The following is a 20,537-nucleotide window of genomic DNA, read 5'->3' as shown; positions in this document are numbered from 1 at the left end:
TTGCTCGGCGCCTGTATCAGAGGGACGCAAATGTCGGAATCAGACCACTAGCGACGGCGCAGGACCGACAGAACTTCCTTGCTCGGATGACCGTCCGGCTGAAGCCCGTTGCGCTGCTGGAATGCCTCGATAGCGGCCCGCGAAGTGGAGCCGATTTTGCCGTCGATATTACCGTCATAATAGCCGAGTGCTTTCAGATGCGTCTGCAACTCCTGTCGCTCATCCATGGTAATCGGTGTGAACGGGCGATTCCAGTCCTGACGCAATCCCTGATAGCCGCCGATGCGGTCGGCAAGCAGGCCGACGGCAAGCGCATATTTGTCGGCATTGTTGTAACGCTTCAAGACGAAGAAGTTTTTCGTCATCAGGAAGGCAGGGCCCTGACGGCCGTCCGGTACTTTCAGCGTTGCCTTTTCGTTGGGATCGGGGAAGGCGCGCCCATTGGCCCGGACGAGACCGATCTTTTGCCACTCGGCGATAGAAAGCGAGCCGGAAGGGAACTTGCGTCCCTGCGGCAGCGCGACTTCGTAGCCCCAGCTACGGCCCGGCTGCCAGCCATTGCGATGCAGAAGATTTGCCGCTGTACCAAGCGCATCGGGAACGGAGTTCCAGATGTCGCGTTTGCCATTGCCGTCCACATCGACGGCATAGGCCTGATAGCTGGTTGGAATGAATTGCGTGTGGCCGAGCGCACCGGCCCATGAGCCGGAAAGATGACCGCGGTCGATGTCGCCGGTCTGGAGGATCTTCATCGCAGCAATGAGCTGTGTGCGGCCATATTTGGCGCGGCGCTGGTCCGCATAGGCAAGCGTTGCCAGCGAGCGTACGGCGTCGCGCATGACGTCATCGCGCTTGAGAATTTCGCCGTAATTGCTCTCCATCGACCAGATGGCGAGAAGAATATTGCGGTCGACCGAGAAACGCTGCTCGATGCGCTGAAGCCACGGGCCCCATTTGCGGGCCATGCTCTGGCCAACCGAGACGGAATGCTCGTTCACACGGTTATCAACATAGTTCCAGACCGGTTCGGTGAATTCGGGTTGATAACGTGCCTTCTGCAGCACGACGGGGTCTGGCGCGTCCACACCACGAAATGCGCGGTCGAAAGTGGACGGCGAAACACCTGCCTTTATGGCGACGGGGCGAAAACTGGCGACCCATTGGCGAAATTGTGCATCAGCCAGTGCGGAACCGGTTGTCAGCGTTGAGGCGAACACAGCTATCGCAACCGTTGCAGCTGCTTTCAGCTTCATCGTCTGGCCCACCGTGAATGGAAATCGCAGCATTCTGTGTTTCCCTTCTGCAATCAAATTTAGCCGATACCGGCGCGTTTCCCTTCGACCTGGATTCTGCTCGCCCCGGATTGCATTAATCAATTAATACCATCCTGTGTTGAAGTTGAGCCAGCAGAAAATTCCGGATCGAACTGTTGAACGTTCAAATTAGAACTTGTCGGTTAGCAATTGGTTTACCATCACCGGCCTTGCTTCAAAATTTGCCTGAAGTTTCGAAAAATTTTTGAATCAAGCAACATTAAGGTCGGGTCATTGAATGTGATGGGATGGGTCACGCAATTTCGTCGTTCTTTAATGAAAAGGCCTTATTTGAAATTCAGTCGTTTCAATGCTTTGATAGCAAACCTGAAATAGTGAAATCGAGGAGAGGAATGAGTTCGATCCGAAAAATTCGCAAGGCCGTATTCCCTGTCGCAGGTCTTGGCACCCGCTTCCTGCCCGCCACCAAATCCATCCCCAAAGAAATGCTGACGGTCGTGGATAAGCCCGTCATCCAATATGTGGTCGATGAGGCGCGCGAAGCTGGTATCGAACATCTGATTTTCGTCACCGGACGCAACAAGGCGGTCATCGAAGACTATTTCGATGCGCAGGTAGAGCTTTATTCCACGCTCGCTGAGCGTGGCAAGACGGCGGAACTGGAGCATCTTCAGGATATCCAGCCGCAGCCGGGAACGACCAGCTTCACCCGCCAGCAGGTGCCGCTCGGCCTTGGCCATGCGGTCTGGTGCGCCCGCGAACTCGTTGGCGATGAGCCCTTCGCTCTCCTGCTGCCGGATATGGTCATGCAGTCGAAGAAGGGCTGCCTGAAGGAGATGGTCGAGCTTTACGAAAAGACCGGTGGCAACGTCATCGCCGTGCAGGAATGCGATCCGGAAGAAGCGCATAAATACGGTATCGTCGGCAAGGGTGAAGCCATCGGCAGCGGTTTCGAGATCACGCAGATGGTTGAAAAGCCTGCCAAGGGCACGGCCCCTTCCAATCTCTATATCAATGGCCGCTACATTCTGCAGCCGGAAATCTTTGAACTGCTGAGCAAGCAGGAAAAGGGCGCTGGCAACGAAATTCAGCTCACGGATGCGATGCTGAAGCTCGCCGACGCCCAGAAATTCTTCGGCTTCGATTATCAAGGCCTGACGTTCGATTGCGGCTCTAAGGCCGGTTTTATCGAGGCCAATGTTGCCTTCGCGCTGTGGCGCAACGACATTCGTCCTTCGGTCGAAGGCTCGATCGGTAATCTGCTGAATACCATCAAACCAGCCTGATAGAACCGGTCTGGTCTTTGAATACGCCCCCTGAAAAGGGGGCGTTTTTTTATGGTTGCTGGTAAGATTTCCGTGAAACTTGCTTTTTTTGACAATGACAATAGGTTTTTGACCTAGTAGGTCCCTCAAAAAGTGTGAAACATTTTTCGGGTGCAATCGATCAATCAGGTTCCTCCCCACATAAGGAATAAAGCATGCAGGAATTCCAGCAGACGTTGGGTGCAGGCGCGCTCATCTCGATAGCGGTTGGCGCCGTCCTATTATTGCTTTTGCTCATTATCCGGTTTCGCGTCCATGCCTTCGTAGCACTTGTGATCGTCAGCCTTCTGACGGCGCTGGCGACAGGCATTCCCGCAGGGAATATTCTGACGACCATCACGTCCGCCTTCGGATCAACCCTTGGCGGGGTGGCGCTGCTGGTTGGCCTTGGTGCAATGCTGGGGCGTTTGCTTGAAATATCCGGCGGCGCACAGGCGCTTGCCGATGATCTCATCCGGCGGTTCGGTGAAGAACGCGCGCCCATGGCGCTTGGCATCGCATCGCTCATCTTCGGCTTTCCGATCTTTTTCGATGCAGGGCTGGTCGTGATGCTTCCCGTGGTCTTCACCGTTGGGCGACGCCTCAAGGGAAGCCTGCTTCTCTACGGCATTCCGGTCGCGGCAGCCTTTTCGGTGATGCATGTTTTCGTCCCTCCGCATCCGGGACCTGTCGCAGCATCCGAGCTTCTGGGTGCTGACGTGGGGCTCCTCATTCTCGTCGGGATCGTGGTCGTCATACCTGTCTGGTTCATTGCCGGGCATCTTTTCGGCGCGTGGATCGGCAAGCGGATCAATCTTCCTATCCCTGACAGTTTTGATGCCGGGAAGAACGCAGAAGAGGCCGCAAACCCTCCGAGTTCCAGTCTGGTCATATTGCTTCTTTTGCTGCCGCTGGTTCTCATCTTCATCAATACGGGCCTCGATTTTGCCCGCGCGCAAGGCTGGGTCAGTGCCGATGCCAATTGGTATCAACTGGCGCGAATGATCGGATCGACGCCGGTTGCTCTGCTGATTTCAGTGCTGGTGGCCTCCTATGTGCTGGGCCCACGACGCGGCAGAGACCTTGTCAGCGTTGAACGCATTCTCGATTCGGCACTCGGTCCGGTGTGTTCCATCATCCTGATTACGGGCGCAGGCGGCATGTTTGGCGGTGTCCTGCGTGCTTCCGGCATTGGTGACGCCTTGTCCAGTGCATTCGCCAATACGGGACTGCCTGTCATTGTGGCAGGTTTCCTGATTGCAACGATTTTGCGTGTAGCGCAGGGATCGGCGACAGTGGCGCTGATAACGGCTGCCGGGCTTATCCAGCCTGCCGTTCAGGCCGCCGGATATCACGGGCTTGAGACGGCAGCGGTGGTGATCGCGCTTGCTGCAGGGTCCGTCATGCTGTCCCATGTCAACGATTCAGGCTTCTGGCTCGTCGGGCGTTTCTTCAACATGGACGTCAAGACAACACTGAAAACCTGGACCGTGCTGGAAACCCTTATCGGGCTTCTTGGGTTCGGCATGGCGTGTATTCTGTTCTGGCTTGCTTAAACGCACGATAAAACGGCATCCCTGAAGGGGTGCCGTTTCGTCTCTATCTGTTTGTTTTTAAGCATGTCTTTATCCCGAAACCGGTTCTCACTTTCGGGAGACATGCTCTAGCGCTGCACCTTCACGCCGAGATAGACGCTGTCAGCCCTATATTCGCGATCGGAGATTTTGCTCGTCAGGAACTCGTGGCGCAAGCGCGCATCCAGCCCGACAAACCGATTGATCCAGTAAGTTGCGCCGATCTGCGCGCCGATCGTGTAATCGGTTCCGGTACCATCCTTGTTCTGACGGATATTTGCATCGAGCCTGCCATTGAGGCTGAGGTCGGAGCGTATGCGGCGGGTGACATCGACGCTTGCAAAATGAAGGAGCGACCCGGCAATGCCGGGTGTGGTCGAGGTATCGACGAGTGTTTGCGCATAGAGGCGTACATCGGTTCCGCGCAACGGGGACCAGTTGAGCGCCGCATTGATCGACGGGCCGCTGATGTCGCTGAGACGAGAATCATCGCTGTTTGCACGCATGTAACCGGCGGCGAATTCGCCGTTCAGCTTCTCACCCATATCCAGCATCATGCCGCCGCGCAGGGCAAATTGCGATCCACTGCGCTCATAGCCATTGCTGTCCACCTTCTCGTCGAAGATGCGTTTGCCCAATTCAACTTCGGTGAAGGGCTTGATCGCCGGGGACAGGCTGAAGCCGCCGCGCAGCGTAATACTGGCATAGGTGTTGTCGCGATCCTTCTGGCTGACCGTACCGCCGGATGACAGCTCCGCATCGCCGTAGATATTGTGCTCGACCCGCCCGGTTGCACTGCCGAAGATCAGGCTCATATCACGTTCGACGCCAAGACTTCCGTTGAGGGTATGAACCAGAGGCCGTTGCAAGGCGCCGACGACTCCATTGGGACTCGACGCGCTTTCGCGACGCAGCCGGTAGCCTGCGCCAGTGTTGACGGTCGTCTGGTCGCCAAGATCGAAGCGAAGCCTACCCTGAATGTCGACCTGTGGTTCGGAGACGTCTTCTCCCGAAATGGACTTGGCCCAAGTGCCCGATGCGTCGAGCGTTGCCTGATGACGCGCCCAGTCCGACTGTGCGTTGAGCCGCAATGTGGTTTCGTTGAGAACGGCGCTGGAACCGCTTGCGCTATTGTCGCCGTTGGTTGTGGCACGGATACCCTGTTCCAGAGACGGCCGCAGGATGAACGAACCGGTGCGAATGCCGACCGGCGCGAAAGGGTCGGCTTCCTGCGTGGAGCCGCGTCCCTGTTCAGGCGATTGCCGGAGGTTTTCACGCTGCGCACGACCCGTCTCTTCGCTTGTCTCGGTATCGATCGAGCCGACGCGAATATTGTCGGGCTGAAGCGGCTGACGGTCCTGCGGCATGGGAACCGTCGGAGCGGCTTGTGTTGCGGTTGCCTGGTCTGCCGCTGTCGTGTTTTCAGGCGGAGTATAAGTGTCGTCAGTCGTCTCGCCGGCGCTGTCGTCATATCCGGGCGCGGCAAGTCCGCGATTTGCAAGCGTTTCCGCCGAAGATGCGGAAAGCACATCTTCGGCGACGCTTCCGCGCAGATAGGCTTCCTGGGCAAATGCAGAACCATGACAGATTGCCATCGCCATGCCCGACAAAAACAGGCTTTGCAGCCTGCGGGCAATGGGCGTCGAACCGCCAGATGGGGTCTTGGCAAAAAGCATGTCGTGTTTTCAAACCGTCGCAACGTGGTAGATGAACGGTAAAGGCACATGGTTAATTCTTGGTTGCTGTGGCCTAATTCATGACCATGTGCACAGCACAAATGTTTGGACAACCGGCTGCGAAGAAGTTAACCCTTGCCGCCATGGAAAAGCTCGATCAGATCATCCCTCCGGCAGATGCGGAAGCGGCCATCGCTTCGGCGCTGCGCACCATAAAGACGGAAAATGCAGGACTCACAGCGCTTGAAGAAGCGCTGAATGACAGCCTTTCTGGCCCTTTTGTCGAAGCGGTGAAGCGTATTGTCGCCTCAAATGGACGGTTGGTCGTTACGGGCGTGGGCAAGAGCGGCCATATTGGTTCCAAGCTTGCCGCCACCTTTGCCTCCACTGGCACATCGGCATTCTTCGTGCATTCGGCAGAAGCCAATCACGGTGATCTCGGCATGATTGGCCGCGACGATGTCATTCTGGCCATCTCTTGGTCAGGCGAAACGGCGGAATTGAAGGGGATCGTCAATTATTCGCAGCGCTTCCGCATTCCGCTGATCGCAATTACCGCAGGCGAGAGTTCGGCGCTCGGTCGCGCGGCGGATGTTGTGCTGCTCCTGCCGAAAACGGCTGAAGCCTGCCCGCACGGTCTGGCGCCCACGACCTCGACCCTGATGCAGCTTGCCATCGGTGATGCGCTGGCCATCGCGCTTCTGGAAGCGCGCGGCTTCACACCGAGCGATTTCAAGACCTTTCATCCCGGCGGTTCGCTCGGAGCAAGTCTCATCCATATCCGCGATATCATGCATCGCGGCGAGCGTCTCCCGCTGGTTAAAGTGGGTACGTCCCTGCCGGATGCGATGAAGGTTCTGGCGCAAAAGAGCTTTGGCTGTGTGGTGGTTGTCGATGATGGTGGCGATCTGGCGGGCATCGTCACAGATGGCGACATCTCGCGCAATCTGAGCCGCAATCTTGCGGCTTTGGCGGTTGACGACATCATGACGCGCAAGCCAAAGACGGTTGACCAGAACATGCTGGCGACCGCGGCACTCAACACCATCAATGAAAATCATATTGGCGCGCTGATCGTGGTGGACGCCGGGCGCCCCATCGGGCTCGTGCATTTCCACGATCTGTTGCGGATAGGCGCGGCGTAAGGGAGTAAGGGAGTAAGGGAGTAAGGGAGTAAGGGAGTAAGGGAGTAAGCTAAAAATCACTTGCTTTAGCTTATCCGATTCCTTTCTATTCCCCTATTCAGCAACTTCAATCTCCAGCGAAACCGGATCGAAGGCAACGACCCGGACTTCTGTTCCGGCTGGCAGATCAGGCCCTTTCACGCGCCACATCGTATCGTTGATACGGATACGCCCGCGACCATTGACGATCGGCTCCGTCAAGGTGGTACGCTGGCCGACGAGTTGTTCGCCGCGACGATTGAGCAAGGGTTCATCGGCATCGGTGCTGCGCGACCCGAAGAAACGACGTCCCGCCAGCACGAAAATGACCGCCAGAACCAGAAAAACGACCGTCTGAAACTGCCAGCCAAACCCTGTTGTCGAAGACAGGAGAAAGGCAAGCGCACCGGTCACAAGCGCTGCAAGCCCGAACCAGATGAAGAAGAAGCCGGGCGCCGAGATTTCCAGTATCAGCAGGATCAGCCCGAAAACGAGCCAGTTCCAAATGCCGAGACCGGACAGATATTCAATAATCATGGCGCCCTCTCTTCCTTTTGTTGAGCAGCTTTAGCGTCCAGCGGAAGGAACGCTGCGCGGACGGGAAGGGGTCGGTGGCTGTGGTGCCGGGTCGACCGGCCTGCTGCCATCGCCAAAGACTTCCTTGGCAATTGCGCCAATGCCGCCGAGCGAACCGATGAGGGAGCTTGCCTCAAGCGGCATCAGTACGATCTTCTGGTTCTTAGCGCTGGCGATATTGCTGAGCGCTTCCGTATATTTCTGCGCCACGAAGTAGTTAAGCGCCTGCACATTGCCGTTGGCAACGGCATCAGAAACCATGGTGGTGGCCTTCGCTTCTGCTTCGGCCAGACGTTCGCGTGCCTCTGCTTCGCGCTTGGCCGCTTCCAGCTTGCCTTCAGCTTCGAGAATCTGTGACTGCTTCTGACCTTCAGCACGCAGAATCTGTGCGTTACGATCGCCCTCGGCTTCAAGAACCTGCGCGCGCTTGTCACGTTCGGCCTTCATCTGGCGCGCCATCGAGGTAACGATATCTTCCGGCGGATTGATATCCTTGATTTCCACGCGGGTCATTTTAAGGCCCCACGGATGGGCGGCATCGTCGACGACACGCAGCAGGCGATCGTTGATCGCATCGCGGTTCGATAGCAGTTCATCGAGATCCATCGAGCCCATGACGGTACGGATATTGGTCATGGTCAGATTGAGGATCGCATATTGCAGGTTCGCTACTTGATAGGCTGCCTGCGCTGCGTTCAGCACCTGATAGAAAGCGACGCCGTCAACGCCGACGATAGCATTATCGCGGGTGATAACCTCTTGCGTCGGTACATCGAGCACCTGCTCCATCATGTTGAGACGCGCGCCGATGCGGTCGAAAAACGGCACGATCAGATTGAGGCCGGGATTGAGCGTCCGCGTATAGCGTCCGAACCGCTCAACCGTGTAGTTAAACCCCTGCGGCACGGTCTTGATACCGGCAAACAGCGTTGCCAGAACCAGTGCGGCCAGAATGAGCAGCGTGATATCGAAACCGGTCATTGATTGTTTCCCCTTTTAAGGCAGTAAGGCAGTAGGGCAATATGACAATAGATGCTTTAGCGAGGCAAACATACTGCCCTAATCACCTACTCACTTACACCCATCCCTGCAATTCGCGACGCACCAGTGTCTCGATGACCTTCATGCCGTCTTCGCTGTCGTTGAGACAAGGAATATGGCTGAAATTTTCGCCACCGTTTTCAAGAAATTCTTCAGCGGCCTCGTTGCCGATCTCATCCACTGTTTCCAGACAGTCGGCAACGAAACCCGGATTGAGAACAGCCATCGACTTGACCCCGTGTTTGGCCAGTTCTTCCACCGTTTCGTCAGTATAAGGCTGGAGCCATTCTTCCGGGCCGAAGCGCGACTGGAATGTGGAGCGAAACTGGCTGTCATCAAGGCCCAGCCGGGCCTGCAAAAGACGTGATGTTTCAAGACATTGCTGGCGGTAGGGATCACCTTTGTCCGAATAGCTTTTTGGAATTCCGTGATAGGATGCGAGGATCACTTCCGGCTTGAAGGAAAGTGTTTCCAGATGCTTCTCGATGGAGCGGGCCAGTGCTTCGATATAAACGGATTCCGTTTCATAGGATGGAACGATACGCACTGCCGGCTGAAAGCGCTTTTTCATCAGCGTTTCAAAGAACTTGTCGTTGACCGTCGCTGTCGTCGTTGCCGAATATTGCGGGTAGAGCGGGAACATGACGATCCGCTCGCAACCCTGCTGCAGCAGGCGGTCGGTCACGCTTTCAATGGAGGGCTGGCCATAGCGCATTGCCCAGTCCACGACCACGTTCGGATAGTCGGCAAGCGCCTTGGCAAGCTTTTCGCCCTGCGCGCGGGTATAGGTCCGCAGCGGGGATTCGTTTTTCTCGCGGTTCCAGATACGGTCGTAAAGCTTGCCAGAACGCTTCGGGCGAGTGTTGAGAACGATGCCGTAAAGGATCGGATACCAGATAAGACGCGGCCATTCGATGACGCGGCGGTCCGAGAGAAACTCGGCCAGATAACGGCGCATCGGGCCGTAACTCGTGCCATCCGGTGTGCCGAGATTGACCAGCAGAACACCGACCTTGGGCAGCTTTGCCTGCACCTCAGTTTTGGTTGTCTGGCTGGGCTTCTCCTGCACTTTATCCATCTCACTCATCTTCCGACTCCTGTTCAGCCGGAAAACTAGAGAAAAAAAGACAAATTACAATCCTGACAATTGCCGCTTGCGAAATTCTATCGGCGCGGGTGTTTCCCGCGCCGTAAATATTTGAAAATTACGCAAGATATCGGGTGCTTATGCTGCAGCGCGACGCGTCAGGGAGAAGCGCGAGCCCGACGATGACGTGCAGTTAAGCTGCGTCGGCGAGACGAGTGCGCAGTTCACTTTCGACGACGTGCCGCGCACGATGGAGCGCATGTCGATTTCAACAAGCTGCGGCGACTGGTAACGGTAGTTGCCCTCGGCAAGCTTTTCGTTCGTATCGGTGGAGCGGGTCTCGAAAATACCGCCGTTGAATGACGAAACGATGCCGTTTGGATCGACCCAGCTGCCTTCGATGCCTGCCGGGGCGCGAGAGACGGTCGGGGCATTGCCGCCAACCGGGCCAGTCGTTTCGCACGCGGCCAACGCCAGCGACATGACTGCAAGAGGGGCAATGATGCGGAAGCGTTTCATATCCATGCTCTCCATTAGAACATCTCCGGCCAGAACTGTATGATGTCTGACCTTTGAAATGCGTAAAACCAAGTATTCAGAGCGGCTTCAACGATTCCGTGCTGATTGGAACCGCTCGGGGATGATTAGTTTGATGTATTGAAACTTGCACGAAAACAAGCCCTCAATGTGAGGATTACGCGATTGTTGCGAAACTGCCGCAATGAAAACTGCCCGGCAAAGCCGGGCAGTTATTCAGTTTAGCGAACCAGAATATTCCGGAATTGCCATGGGTCCTTGGTATCGAGGTCTTCCTTGAACAGATGACCGCGACCTTCCAGTGGCGTCCAGTCGGTGTAATAGCCGTTCAATGGGCCCAGATATTGCATCTGAACTTCGAGGCAGCGACGGTAATCCATCTCGTCGGTCTCGACGATACCGCTTCGTGGATTTTCCAGCGCCCAGACCATGCCCGCCAGAACAGCCGAGGAAACCTGCAGTCCGGTTGCATTCTGATAAGGCGCAAGCTTGCGCGCTTCCTCTACGGTCAACTGCGAGCCGTACCAATAGGCATTCTTTTCGTGGCCATAGAGCAGCACGCCGAGTTCGTCGCTGCCGTCCAGAATTTCATGCTCTTCAAGAACATGCTGCACCGGTTGCGCCCGGCCAGCAGCGCCAAACATTTCATCAAGCGCCAGAATGGCATCATTGCTCGGATGATAGGCGTAATGGCAGGTGAGGCGGAAGTCGAGCTTGCCCTTCTTGTCGCGCAGCGTGAAGAAATCGGCGATGGAGATCGCTTCATTATGGGTGACCAGCAAGCCATATTGGGCACCGAGCGTTGGACACCAGGTGCGAATACGGGTATTGCCGCCGGGCTGTTCGAGGAAGATGGCGGCCTTGTTGCCCTTCTTCTGCTTGTGGGCGTTCTTGGGCATCCATTTTTCATGGCTGCCCCAGCCAAGCTCTGCCGGTTGCAGGCCTTCGGCGATGAAGCCTTCGACGGACCATGTATTCCAGAACGTGTTGAAAGGCTTCGGCTCTTTTGCGCGCTGGGTGTCGCGCTCTGCGATGTGAATGCCCTTGACGCCTGCCTTTTTCATCAGTTTCGCCCAGCCGTGGCGGTCATCGGCTGCCGGTTCGGCGAAATCGAGCTTCAGTTCAGTCGCAAGATCAACGAGCGCTTTCTTGACGAACCACGAGACCATGCCCGGATTGGCGCCGCAGCAGGAAACGGCGGTCGTACCGCCGGGGTTCTTGCGCTTTTCAGCGCGAACCGTTTCGCGCAGCGCATAATTGGTGCGCGAGGCATTGTCGGCATCGGTATCGAAATAGAAGCCGAGCCATGGTTCCACCACCGTATCGATATAAAGCGCGCCATGCTCTCGGGCGTAACGCATCAGATCGAGCGATCCGGTATCGACCGAAAGATTGACGATGAAAGGCTGGCCTTCTGTTTCTTTCAGAAGGGGCCCGAGAACTTTTTTGTAATTGTCCTTGGTGATCGCTTCCTTGAGAAAGCGAATACCCTTGTCGTCGAGAATCTTGCGGTTGGCTTCGCTCGGATCGATCACGACCATGCGGGTTTTGTCGAATTTGAAATGACGTTCAATCAGCGGCAGGGTACCGCGCCCGATCGACCCAAAGCCGATCATGATGACGGGGCCGGTTATCTCGCCATAGACTTGCCATTTCGCTTTCGCCATTTTCTTCCTCTTGAGAGCCGCAGGATTGCGGTGTCGGGTTATCCTTAGCCCGGTTTAGCTTATGCGCGGGAACGATAACACAACTTCATAGAAAGAAAGAAACGTCACAAGCCGATGACATCAATACATGTTTAACGTGTTTTAGCTTTTTAAGCCTCGACCAGCTTCGCGCGGATCATACCGCGCAGCGAATTGCCGACGAGAATGTTGCGCGCGCTTTTGAGCGCTTCAACGGTAACGATACCCTCTTCGACGACATTGTTGTTCAGCAATTCGCGGCGCAGCACTCCGTCAAGGAGGCCGCATGAAAGAGTGGGTGTCGTGCAGGTCGTGCCGCCAACATCGAGAAATATCGACGTAATTGTTCCTTCGCAGACTTCGCCCCGATCATTGAGCAGGATGACCTCATCGACCTCCGCCGGTGAATACTCCTCGCGTGCGGCGATATAAGCCTGCCGCCGCGTCGTTTTGTGACGCAGCAGGAGATCGTTGTGATCGAGATGTGTGCGGGCAATTGCGATCCGCCAGATCGTCTGGCAGGAGAGTGGTTCGTATGGAGTGCTGGAGACCGTGGCGACCCCGTCCGGCGCAAGCGTCAGCCGCAGTTTCAGGGCTTGTTCGCCGGTTCCGCTTTCCGCAATCTTCTGCCGGACGGCTTCCATATTGCAGGAAAAGCCAAGTTCACGGGCAGAATTCTCAAGCCGCGCCATGTGCAGATCGAAACGCAGAACGCCGGAGAGCGGCTCCCAGCGCATGGTTTCGATGAGCTGATAATCCGGCTCCATGATTACGGCCTGTGCCCCATGTGGCTCGACAATGCCGCGAACCGTGCTTTCAGAAGACATTCCTCGTACTCCGCTTGCGCCGTGGAATCGAAGACCACGCCACCCCCGACATTGAAGATCGCACGATTTTCATCGAGAAGCGAGATCGTGCGAATAGCAACGTTGAAACGCATCCGTCCGCTTGGCTCGATCCAGCCGAGCGAGCCGCAATAGATGTCGCGCGGCCCGGTCTCCAGCTTGCGCAAGATTTCCATGGCGCTGATCTTCGGCGCGCCGGTGATCGAGCCGCACGGGAACAAGGCGGCAAAAAGCGAACGCAGCGGCAGGCTTTTTTTCAGCCTGGCCCGCACGCGGCTGATCATCTGGTGAACCGTAGGATAGGTTTCGACGCGGAACAGTTCCGGCACGTCCAGCGATCCCACTTCGCTGACAAGCGAAATGTCGTTGCGAAGCAGATCGACGATCATGCGGTTTTCAGCCTGGTTCTTCGGATCGTTCAGCAGAAATTGGCGGTTCTGCTCGTCTTCTTCAGGTGTCGCACCGCGCGGCATGGTGCCTTTCATCGGATGGGTTTCAATCCACCCGTCGCCGTCGACTTCAAAGAAAAGTTCCGGCGAGCGCGACAGGACAATTGGCCCACCGAGATCGCAATAGGTCGCATAGCGGACCGGCTGGCGCTTTGCGAGCATGTTGAACAGAATCAGCGGATCGCCGCCCCATTCCGCATGGATCGGAAAGGTGAGATTGCCCTGATAGCAATCGCCTTCGCGTAAGTGCCGGTGCAATCGCTCGAAGCGGGGCGCGTAGTCGTTGAACGACCATTGCGCGACCGGATCGCGCAGAAAGGTGGCATTGTCTTCGCTGCGGCTGTGCATCGACTGATCTGAAGGGCCGTCGAACACACCAAAACAGAGAAGCGGGGCTTTGCGTCCCTCGGGCAGCAGCGGCTTCAGCTTGGATTCGAGAAGATAGCCGGCTTCATAGGACAGATAACCCGCAAGCCATTTTCCGGCATTGTGGGCCATTTGCATCGCATCCCATGCGGGTTCGAACTCATCCGGCGTGTCGGCGCGGATGATTGATGAGGGGGCCGTGAAAAGCACATCACGACCCGCCTTGTCATCCCGAAACAGAATAAGCGGCTTATTGCTTTGGTGAGTCACGCAAGTGCTCAGTCTTCCATGGCTTCAAGCTCGTCGATAATGCCTTCGATCACCGACAGGCCCTTGCTCCAGAAATTCGGATCGCTTGCATCCAGACCGAACGGCGCAAGCAATTCCTTGTGGTGCTTGGTGCCGCCAGCCTTCAGCATGTCGAAATACTTCTGCTGGAAGCCCTTTTCCGAGTTCTGATAGACCGCATAAAGCGAGTTCACCAGACAGTCACCGAAAGCATAAGCATAGACATAGAACGGCGAATGGATGAAGTGCGGGATATAGGTCCAGAAGGTTTCGTAACCCGGATTGAGATTGACGGCATCGCCAAGGCTTTCACGCTGCACTTCCATCCAGATTTCGCCGATGCGCTCAGAGGTCAGTTCGCCTTCGCGGCGCTCGGTGTGGACACGACGTTCGAACTGATAGAAGGCGATCTGGCGCACGACCGTGTTGATCATGTCCTCGGCCTTCTGTGCCAGCATGGCCTTGCGCTCGCGCTTGTCTTTCGTGCGCTCCAGAAGCGAACGGAAAGTCAGCATTTCGCCGAATACGGATGCGGTTTCCGCGAGCGTGAGCGGCGTTGAAGCCATCAGAGCGCCCTGACCGCCCGCCAGAACCTGATGCACGCCATGACCAAGCTCATGCGCCAGCGTCATCACATCGCGCGGCTTGCCCATATAGTTGAGAAGCACATAGGGATGCGCAGACGGAACAGTCGGATGCGCAAAAGCGCCGGGCGCCTTGCCGGGGCGGACTGGCGCGTCAATCCAGTTCCTGTCGAAGAACTGTTTCGCAATCTCGGCCATTTCCGGTGCGAAATTGCCATAGGCGGACAGCACCGTTTCGCGCGCTTCATCCCACGAGATGAGCGCCTGCGGCGTTTCCGGCAACGGCGCATTGCGATCCCAGTTTTCAAGCTTTTCAAGGCCGAGCCATTTGGCCTTCAAGGCGTAATAGCGGTGCGAAAGGCGCGGATAGGCATCTTCCACCGCCTTGGCCAGCGCGTCCACCACTTCCCGCTCGACGCGGTTGGCGAGGTGACGGCTATCGGCGATATCCTGAAAACCGCGCCAGCGATCGGATATTTCCTTATCCTTGGCCAGCGTGTTGGTGATCAGCGTGAATGTGCGCAGATTGGCTGCAAAAGTTTTTGCCAGTGCATCGGAGGCCTTTTTACGCACGGCGCCATCGGCGTCCTGAAGCATGTTCAGCGTCGGCTCAATGCTCAGCTCCTCGCCGTCGATTTCAAAGCGAAGACCCGACATGGTTTCATCGAACAGCCGGTTCCAGGCGCTATAGCCGGTAATCGACTTTTCATGGAAAAGCTGTTCCAGCTTGTCATCGAGCTGGTACGGCTTGTCCATACGCAGATCGGTCAGCCATGGGCGGTAATGGCCAATTGCCGCATTGTCGTTCATCGCCTTTTCGAGAATAGCATCGTCGATGCGGTTCAGTTCCAGGCCGAAGAAAATGAGATGGGTGCTGGCGTCGGTGAGCTTCTGCTGCACGTCGCCGAAAAGCTTCATACGCTTCGGATCAGACGTGTCGCCGTAGTAATAGAGGCCCGCGAAGGAGCCGATACGGCCCATCAGTTCGTCCAGCGCCTCGAATTCCTTGATCGCATCGACGAAATTGCCGCCATTTGCCTTGGCTGCTTCACCGCCGAGCTTGCCTTTCCAGCGATCCTCGAAAGCCGCTGCATCCTTCATGGCCTTTTCGATGTCGCTTTTCAGTTCCGCGCTGTCCGCAGACGGATAAAGATCGCCTAGATTCCATTCCGGCAGGGCGCCGAGGTCGGTCTTTGCGGCGGCAACCGCACCGCCGGCAGGTGCGTGTAAAACTTTGTTGAAGGAAACGGATTCTGAAAAGCGGGTCATGAACATACTCCTATTAGGTTCCTTCTCGCATGTCTTGCCAGGATCGCCAAGAGGTGGGAAAAGCGCCTCGCATTCTTGCTATGTTATGTCTGGCAGTGGACTACAGAAAGCAAATGCCTGAATCAGAAAGTGGATTCAGGATACAAATTTTGTGAATGGGACACTAAGGCACATTTTAGTACCTTGCATTCGTTGAAGGCTTGGCCCCAAAATAACGCGCCTGGAATATGAGACATTTAAACTGTTTAAGGATTTTGGGCGCGGGAACTCCATAGGTTGATGATAGCTGTTAATGGCCACGCGCATACTCATAGCGGATGACGATCCGATTCATCGACGCAATCTGGAAGCGATAGTCATGCGCATGGGCTATCGAACCATTCTTGCGGATGGCGGAGCAAGCGCACTCGGCTTTGTAAGCCAGCGTAAGGACATCGTCCTGATGCTGCTCGATCTGTCGATGCCGGACATGGATGGCCTGACCGTTTTGCGCCGGATGCGCGAAGCTGGAAATAATGTTCCCGTTATCGTTCTGGTTCAAAACGATGATCTTCAGCCGGTTCTGCAGGCAATGAAAATGGGTGCGGTCGATTTCGTGACCAAGCCGGTTGCCTTCGAGCGCGTACAGGTGTCCGTTTCCAATGTGCTGAAGATTGACGCGCTGACGCAGGAGATTCGTCGCGCTCGCTCATCCCTGAAATCTCATCTCACGCTGACCGACATGGCGATCAAGAGCCCGGAAATGGAGCGGATCAGCATTCTGGCGCGTCGCGCTTCGGCGCTCGATGCGCCGCTTCTGATCGAGGGGGAGCCCGGCAGCGGCAAGGAAACGCTGGCGCGCGCCATTTGCAGTGGCGGTGCCCGCTGGCGCGGTCCTTTCGTGACGGTCGATTGTCGCACCCTGACTGTGGAGAATGCCGACGAAGTCTTTTTCGGCCTTTCGACGGCACGGCGCGACCGCCGCGAGGATGATGTCATCCGCAGCCTCGGAAAGCTTGTGGAAGCCGATGGCGGTACGCTTTTCCTTGATGAGGTGGGTGCGCTGCCGCGCCATACGCAGATCAAGCTTTTTGCCGCCATGCAGTCCGGCCAGTTCGAGGCTGGCGGTGGAGGTGAGCGCACGCTTTCCAATGCACGCATCATGGCATCGAACAGTCGCCCCCTGGCCGATCTCGTTGATATGGGGCGTTTTCACGCCGGTCTCTACCATTTGCTCGGCTCTTTTGCCGTCGCCATGCCGCCGCTGCGTAACCGGCTGGAAGATATCCCGATCCTGCTGCATCAGTTCATGATGCGCTATGTCAGCGAAGAGCGGGTGGGGCACATAACCGGCATCACCACCCATGCGCTGGAAAAGCTGAAGACCTATCATTGGCCCGGCAATGTGCGGGAGCTGAAAAATGCCGTTTATCGCGCCGTCCTTCTCTGCGAAACTGGCGAACTGACGGCGGCTGACTTCGCACAGATCGGTACAGGGACTGAGACGGCAAGGACTGCACAGCAGTCCGCGCGGTTCAATCTTGTCGATCACGATCCAAGCGTGAGCGCTTCGGCAGGCTTGTTCAGCGGGGTCGATGGAGCAGGTGAGGTGCGCACGCTTGCTGCGGCCGAAGAAGAGATGATCCGGTTCGCGATCGCTCATTATGACGGTCAGATCAGCGAGGTTGCCCGGCGTTTAGGTATCGGAAGAACCACGCTTTACCGGAAATTGAAGGAATATGGCATCGATGTGGCGTCGATTTCCGGCAAGGGGCCGGGAGGTGAGGAAGAGGGTGAAAACACCCCTTTCAACCGTGCAGCCAGCTAGTCAAACCACATCTAACTGATTGAATTCTAGTTATTTATGATGGATTCGCTGTAGCCCTTCGCAGGTGGTGTTGCGGATTAAAGACTGTTAATAATTTTTTAACCATGGCGAAAATAGATGCACGTGTGTGGCTTTTTTGCCATGGTGTTTCCTCATTTGTTGTTCACTAAGCGTCCATTAACCATTAAATCCGACAATCGGAGCTCGAGCGGAACTGGGACGCAGGCTTTTTGTGGCACCACAAAGAAAGTCCCGAGGGATGCCTGGAGAATGCTTCTGGGGCGGAAAAACGGTAAGGCGATACGATTCGATGAACAGCATATCGACCATTAAAGCGCGCTTTGCGAAGGTTTGGACCGGGATGAAGGCATCTATGTCCGTTCCGTCTGCCCTTGCCGCTGCTGCGGTTCTCATGGCGCTGTCTCCTTCGCAGGCTTCGGCTGAAACCCGTTCTCTCAAGCTTTATTACGTCCATACGGGCGAAAAGGCGGAAATCGTTTTCAAGAGGAACGGGCGCTTCGATGCCCAGGGCTTGAAGAAGCTGAACGTTTTCCTGCGTGACTGGCGCCGTAACGAGCCGACCAAGATGGACCCGCGCCTGTTCGATCTGGTCTGGCAGGTTTATCGCTCCAGCGGATCGAGCCAGTATATCACTGTCGTCTCCGCTTATCGTTCACCGGCCACCAACGCCATGCTGCGTTCGCGCTCGGCGCATACCGGGGTTGCCAAGAAGAGCCAGCACATGCTTGGACGCGCAATGGACTTTTACATCCCCGGCGTTCCACTGGCGAAGCTGCGCGGCATCGGCATGCGCTATCAGATCGGTGGCGTCGGCTATTATCCGCGTTCCGGTTCGCCATTCGTCCATATGGATGTCGGCAATGTTCGCTCCTGGCCGCGCATGAGCCGTCGCGAGCTGCTCGCACTGTTCCCCGATGGCAAGACTGCCCACCTTCCGGCAGACGGCAAGCCGTTGCCTGGCTATGAGCAGGCACTGGCCATGATCGAAAAGCGCAAGGCTGGTGGCGGCGAGGTCATGGTGGCCAGCAATTCCGCCCCACGTCGCAGCAAGAGCCTGTTCGGTGCATTGTTTGGCGGCGGCGCTGATGAAGAAGAAGATACTGGCGATGTAGGTGCCCCACCGGCGACCGCCCGTCCGGCTCGCGCAGCGCCTGTGCGTCAGGCCCCGGAAGCGGTTCCAGAAGAGCCGGTCCAGCAGCCGCGTGAAACCATGGTTGCCGCTCTGCCAGCCCGTGACGCTCCGCTTCCAGTGCAGGCGCCGCGTCCGGAAACGGGCCTTGATGCCCAGGCGCAGGCCGCAGCCGAAGTTCCGGTTGCTGCGCTCAATGTTCCGATCCCGGCCCGCAAGCCGGCAATGGCACCGCAGGATGCCGTTGCGCTGGCCGCAGCCGAACCTGCCGCCGATGCCGCGGCTGCCGCCCGCGCTGCGGTCGATGCGAACACGGTTCAGGTTGCCGATGCCGGTACGCCTTCGCCGCTGATGAATGGTTTTGTGCCGATACCATCGGCCCGCCCACAGCTTGAAACAGACAATGTGCAGCTTGCAGCCGCAGTGATCCCGTCGGCACGTCCGGCACGTCCGGGTGAAAACCCTGCCGCAAGCGGTCAGGACGCGATTGCCGCGCTGGTCAATAGCGAGCAGGCCGAACCGACCCAGGTTGCCGATGCAGGCAATGTGGCTGTGCCTCAGCCGGGTGAAACGGCAGCTTTCCCGCTGCCGAAGGAAGCGCCGCGCGCCAATACGCAACTTGCCCTGCTTTCCAAGAAAGACGAGATCGGCGAGCTGATCGCACCGCCTTCGGACGACGATTATGACAGCAAGCCGGTTGCAGATGCTGCGCCGAAACAGGCTCCGGCACCGGTGCAGACGGCTTCGGTTGCCCGTACGGCATCGGCCAAGCCCACGGCAACCGCGCCAGCGGCAGTCCATAAACAGGTCGCGGCGATTGGCAAGGCCGCCGAAACCGGCGTCCGCACCACCGCTAAAGGCGGGCGTTATGTGGCCAAGGCTCAGTCCAAGCCGCGTGCGGTTGTCCAGCCAGCCGTGATGCCGACTTCGGAAGTCGCTATGTCGACGGAATCAGTGTCGAGCACTGTGCCGGTGACCAATCCGGTCTTGCGCAATGATGCAATGCGCTCTGCACCGGCCATGGTCTACACGGCAGGGTTCCAGCGCGGCAATCTGCCGACTGAACGCGCCAACCAGTTCAGCGGTAATGCCGTTACCTTCCTGACGGTGGCCAAGTTCACGGAAACCAACTGACCGTCGGCCAGTCGAAAAGACCAAAAGAAAAGGGGCCTTTGAGGCCCCTTTTGCATTCCTATCTGGCCTTGTTCAGCTTTTCAGATTAGCCGCTTCACTTGCAAGATCGGTGATTGCATCCCAGTCGCCAGCTTCAACGAGTTCCTTTGGTGCAACCCACGAGCCGCCGACGCAGACGACGTTGGGCAGCGACAGATAGCTCTTGGCGTTGGCAAGGCTGATGCCGCCTGTCGGGCAGAAGACGGTTCCAGCCAGCGGTGAGGACAGCGCTTTCAGAAACGATGCGCCGCCTGCCTGTTCAGCGGGGAAGAATTTCAGATGGGTATAGCCTTCTTCGCGCAGCGCCAGCATCTCGCTCGGCGTGATCGCAGCGGGCAGAAGCGGCACGTCGCTGTCATTGGCTGCGGCTACGATATATTTCGTCGCGCCGGGGCTGACGATGAAGCGCGAACCAGCCTTCGCTGCATCCTCATATTGCTTGGCATTGAGGATCGTGCCAGCGCCGACGATTGCTTCCGGTACTTCCGACGCAACCGCGCGGATGGCATCAAGTGCCGCAGCCGTGCGCAGGGTGATTTCGATTGCGGGCAATCCGCCCTTGGCAAGCGCGCGTGCCAGCGGAACAGCATGCTCCACCTTGTCGATCAACAGAACCGGAATGACCGGCTGGCCTGTCATGATGGGGACGAGAAGATCGGTTTTCTGGGACATCGGCTTGCTCGGCTGTT

The 20,537-nt window shown here is 57.0% G+C and carries 16 protein-coding genes; 5 read left to right on the top strand and 11 right to left on the bottom strand.

All coding sequences use genetic code 11. From position 1 onward, the window contains the following. Positions 1 to 47 precede the first annotated feature (47 nt). Positions 48 to 1,286 (bottom strand): lytic murein transglycosylase, encoded by a 1,239-nt coding sequence (locus tag F9K91_RS09760; RefSeq protein ID WP_151677699.1) that lies wholly within the window; start codon positions 1,284 to 1,286, stop codon positions 48 to 50. Positions 1,287 to 1,666: 380 nt separating this feature from the next. On the opposite strand from F9K91_RS09760, the gene galU reads away from it, so the two are divergent. Then, positions 1,667 to 2,560: a UTP--glucose-1-phosphate uridylyltransferase GalU gene (gene galU / locus F9K91_RS09755; RefSeq protein ID WP_081104546.1), complete on the top strand. Its 894-nt coding sequence runs from the start codon at positions 1,667 to 1,669 to the stop codon at positions 2,558 to 2,560. A gap of 194 nt (positions 2,561 to 2,754) precedes the next feature. Further along, positions 2,755 to 4,134: a GntP family permease gene (locus F9K91_RS09750; RefSeq protein ID WP_151677698.1), complete on the top strand. Its 1,380-nt coding sequence runs from the start codon at positions 2,755 to 2,757 to the stop codon at positions 4,132 to 4,134. Between the two features lie 107 nt (positions 4,135 to 4,241). Here F9K91_RS09750 and F9K91_RS09745 read toward each other — a convergent pair whose 3' ends face one another. Further along, complete coding sequence (locus tag F9K91_RS09745; RefSeq protein ID WP_151677697.1) at positions 4,242 to 5,828, bottom strand: outer membrane beta-barrel protein; 1,587 nt, start codon at positions 5,826 to 5,828, stop codon at positions 4,242 to 4,244. Between the two features lie 143 nt (positions 5,829 to 5,971). On the opposite strand from F9K91_RS09745, the gene F9K91_RS09740 reads away from it, so the two are divergent. Beyond that, positions 5,972 to 6,973: a KpsF/GutQ family sugar-phosphate isomerase gene (locus tag F9K91_RS09740; protein WP_151556417.1), complete on the top strand. Its 1,002-nt coding sequence runs from the start codon at positions 5,972 to 5,974 to the stop codon at positions 6,971 to 6,973. 93 nt (positions 6,974 to 7,066) lie between these two features. On the opposite strand, the gene F9K91_RS09735 is transcribed toward F9K91_RS09740, so the two are convergent. The 8 genes from F9K91_RS09735 to F9K91_RS09700 form a co-directional block, all read right to left on the bottom strand. Further along, a complete protein-coding gene (locus tag F9K91_RS09735) occupies positions 7,067 to 7,528 on the bottom strand; it encodes an NfeD family protein (RefSeq protein ID WP_061347605.1) in 462 nt (153 codons plus the stop codon). A 30-nt stretch (positions 7,529 to 7,558) separates the two neighbouring features. Then, positions 7,559 to 8,548, bottom strand: coding sequence for an SPFH domain-containing protein (locus F9K91_RS09730; protein ID WP_151677696.1), 990 nt, complete (start codon positions 8,546 to 8,548; stop codon positions 7,559 to 7,561). Between the two features lie 94 nt (positions 8,549 to 8,642). After that, a complete protein-coding gene (gene hemH, locus F9K91_RS09725; RefSeq protein ID WP_151556377.1) occupies positions 8,643 to 9,695 on the bottom strand; it encodes a ferrochelatase in 1,053 nt (350 codons plus the stop codon). 138 nt (positions 9,696 to 9,833) lie between these two features. After that, on the bottom strand, positions 9,834 to 10,214 hold the full coding sequence (omp10, locus tag F9K91_RS09720; RefSeq protein ID WP_061347697.1) for an outer membrane lipoprotein Omp10: 381 nt from the start codon (positions 10,212 to 10,214) through the stop codon (positions 9,834 to 9,836). A gap of 239 nt (positions 10,215 to 10,453) precedes the next feature. Beyond that, positions 10,454 to 11,899 (bottom strand): homospermidine synthase, encoded by a 1,446-nt coding sequence (locus F9K91_RS09715; RefSeq protein WP_151677695.1) that lies wholly within the window; start codon positions 11,897 to 11,899, stop codon positions 10,454 to 10,456. A gap of 149 nt (positions 11,900 to 12,048) precedes the next feature. Further along, on the bottom strand, positions 12,049 to 12,744 hold the full coding sequence (locus F9K91_RS09710) for an aminotransferase class IV family protein (protein WP_061347609.1): 696 nt from the start codon (positions 12,742 to 12,744) through the stop codon (positions 12,049 to 12,051). Then, the gene (locus F9K91_RS09705; RefSeq protein ID WP_151677694.1) at positions 12,687 to 13,847 is read right to left on the bottom strand and encodes an aminodeoxychorismate synthase component I; all 1,161 of its coding nucleotides are present in this window, start codon (positions 13,845 to 13,847) and stop codon (positions 12,687 to 12,689) included. Before F9K91_RS09705 ends, F9K91_RS09710 begins: the two co-directional genes overlap by 58 nt. Positions 13,848 to 13,855: 8 nt before the next feature. Next, positions 13,856 to 15,718 (bottom strand): M3 family oligoendopeptidase, encoded by a 1,863-nt coding sequence (locus F9K91_RS09700; protein ID WP_151677693.1) that lies wholly within the window; start codon positions 15,716 to 15,718, stop codon positions 13,856 to 13,858. A 292-nt stretch (positions 15,719 to 16,010) separates the two neighbouring features. On the opposite strand from F9K91_RS09700, the gene F9K91_RS09695 reads away from it, so the two are divergent. Then, entirely contained in the window at positions 16,011 to 17,525 is a 1,515-nt protein-coding gene (locus tag F9K91_RS09695) for a sigma-54-dependent transcriptional regulator (RefSeq protein ID WP_151677692.1), read from the top strand. 361 nt (positions 17,526 to 17,886) lie between these two features. Then, positions 17,887 to 19,809: a DUF882 domain-containing protein gene (locus F9K91_RS09685; RefSeq protein ID WP_151677744.1), complete on the top strand. Its 1,923-nt coding sequence runs from the start codon at positions 17,887 to 17,889 to the stop codon at positions 19,807 to 19,809. A 72-nt stretch (positions 19,810 to 19,881) separates the two neighbouring features. On the opposite strand, the gene F9K91_RS09680 is transcribed toward F9K91_RS09685, so the two are convergent. Further along, positions 19,882 to 20,520 carry a 2-dehydro-3-deoxy-phosphogluconate aldolase gene (locus F9K91_RS09680; RefSeq protein ID WP_151677691.1) on the bottom strand — a complete coding sequence of 213 codons (639 nt, stop codon included), beginning with the start codon at positions 20,518 to 20,520 and terminating at the stop codon, positions 19,882 to 19,884. Positions 20,521 to 20,537 lie beyond the last annotated feature (17 nt).

This window comes from Brucella tritici (genome assembly GCF_008932295.1).
Lineage (GTDB): Bacteria > Pseudomonadota > Alphaproteobacteria > Rhizobiales > Rhizobiaceae > Brucella > Brucella tritici.
Note: the sequence above shows the minus strand (reverse complement) of the source record. Positions and strands in the feature narration are given on the sequence as shown.

Coding starts and splice junctions, on each gene's coding strand:
- galU (WP_081104546.1), top strand. CDS start 1,667: ATGAGTTCGATCCGAAAAATTCGCAAGGCCGTATTCCCTGTCGCAGGT.
- F9K91_RS09695 (WP_151677692.1), top strand. CDS start 16,011: ATGGCCACGCGCATACTCATAGCGGATGACGATCCGATTCATCGACGC.
- omp10 (WP_061347697.1), bottom strand. CDS start 10,214: ATGAAACGCTTCCGCATCATTGCCCCTCTTGCAGTCATGTCGCTGGCG.
- F9K91_RS09740 (WP_151556417.1), top strand. CDS start 5,972: ATGGAAAAGCTCGATCAGATCATCCCTCCGGCAGATGCGGAAGCGGCC.
- F9K91_RS09680 (WP_151677691.1), bottom strand. CDS start 20,520: ATGTCCCAGAAAACCGATCTTCTCGTCCCCATCATGACAGGCCAGCCG.
- F9K91_RS09735 (WP_061347605.1), bottom strand. CDS start 7,528: ATGATTATTGAATATCTGTCCGGTCTCGGCATTTGGAACTGGCTCGTT.
- F9K91_RS09715 (WP_151677695.1), bottom strand. CDS start 11,899: ATGGCGAAAGCGAAATGGCAAGTCTATGGCGAGATAACCGGCCCCGTC.
- F9K91_RS09730 (WP_151677696.1), bottom strand. CDS start 8,548: ATGACCGGTTTCGATATCACGCTGCTCATTCTGGCCGCACTGGTTCTG.
- F9K91_RS09760 (WP_151677699.1), bottom strand. CDS start 1,286: ATGCTGCGATTTCCATTCACGGTGGGCCAGACGATGAAGCTGAAAGCA.
- F9K91_RS09745 (WP_151677697.1), bottom strand. CDS start 5,828: ATGCTTTTTGCCAAGACCCCATCTGGCGGTTCGACGCCCATTGCCCGC.
- F9K91_RS09700 (WP_151677693.1), bottom strand. CDS start 15,718: ATGACCCGCTTTTCAGAATCCGTTTCCTTCAACAAAGTTTTACACGCA.
- F9K91_RS09710 (WP_061347609.1), bottom strand. CDS start 12,744: ATGTCTTCTGAAAGCACGGTTCGCGGCATTGTCGAGCCACATGGGGCA.
- F9K91_RS09685 (WP_151677744.1), top strand. CDS start 17,887: ATGAAGGCATCTATGTCCGTTCCGTCTGCCCTTGCCGCTGCTGCGGTT.
- hemH (WP_151556377.1), bottom strand. CDS start 9,695: ATGAGTGAGATGGATAAAGTGCAGGAGAAGCCCAGCCAGACAACCAAA.
- F9K91_RS09750 (WP_151677698.1), top strand. CDS start 2,755: ATGCAGGAATTCCAGCAGACGTTGGGTGCAGGCGCGCTCATCTCGATA.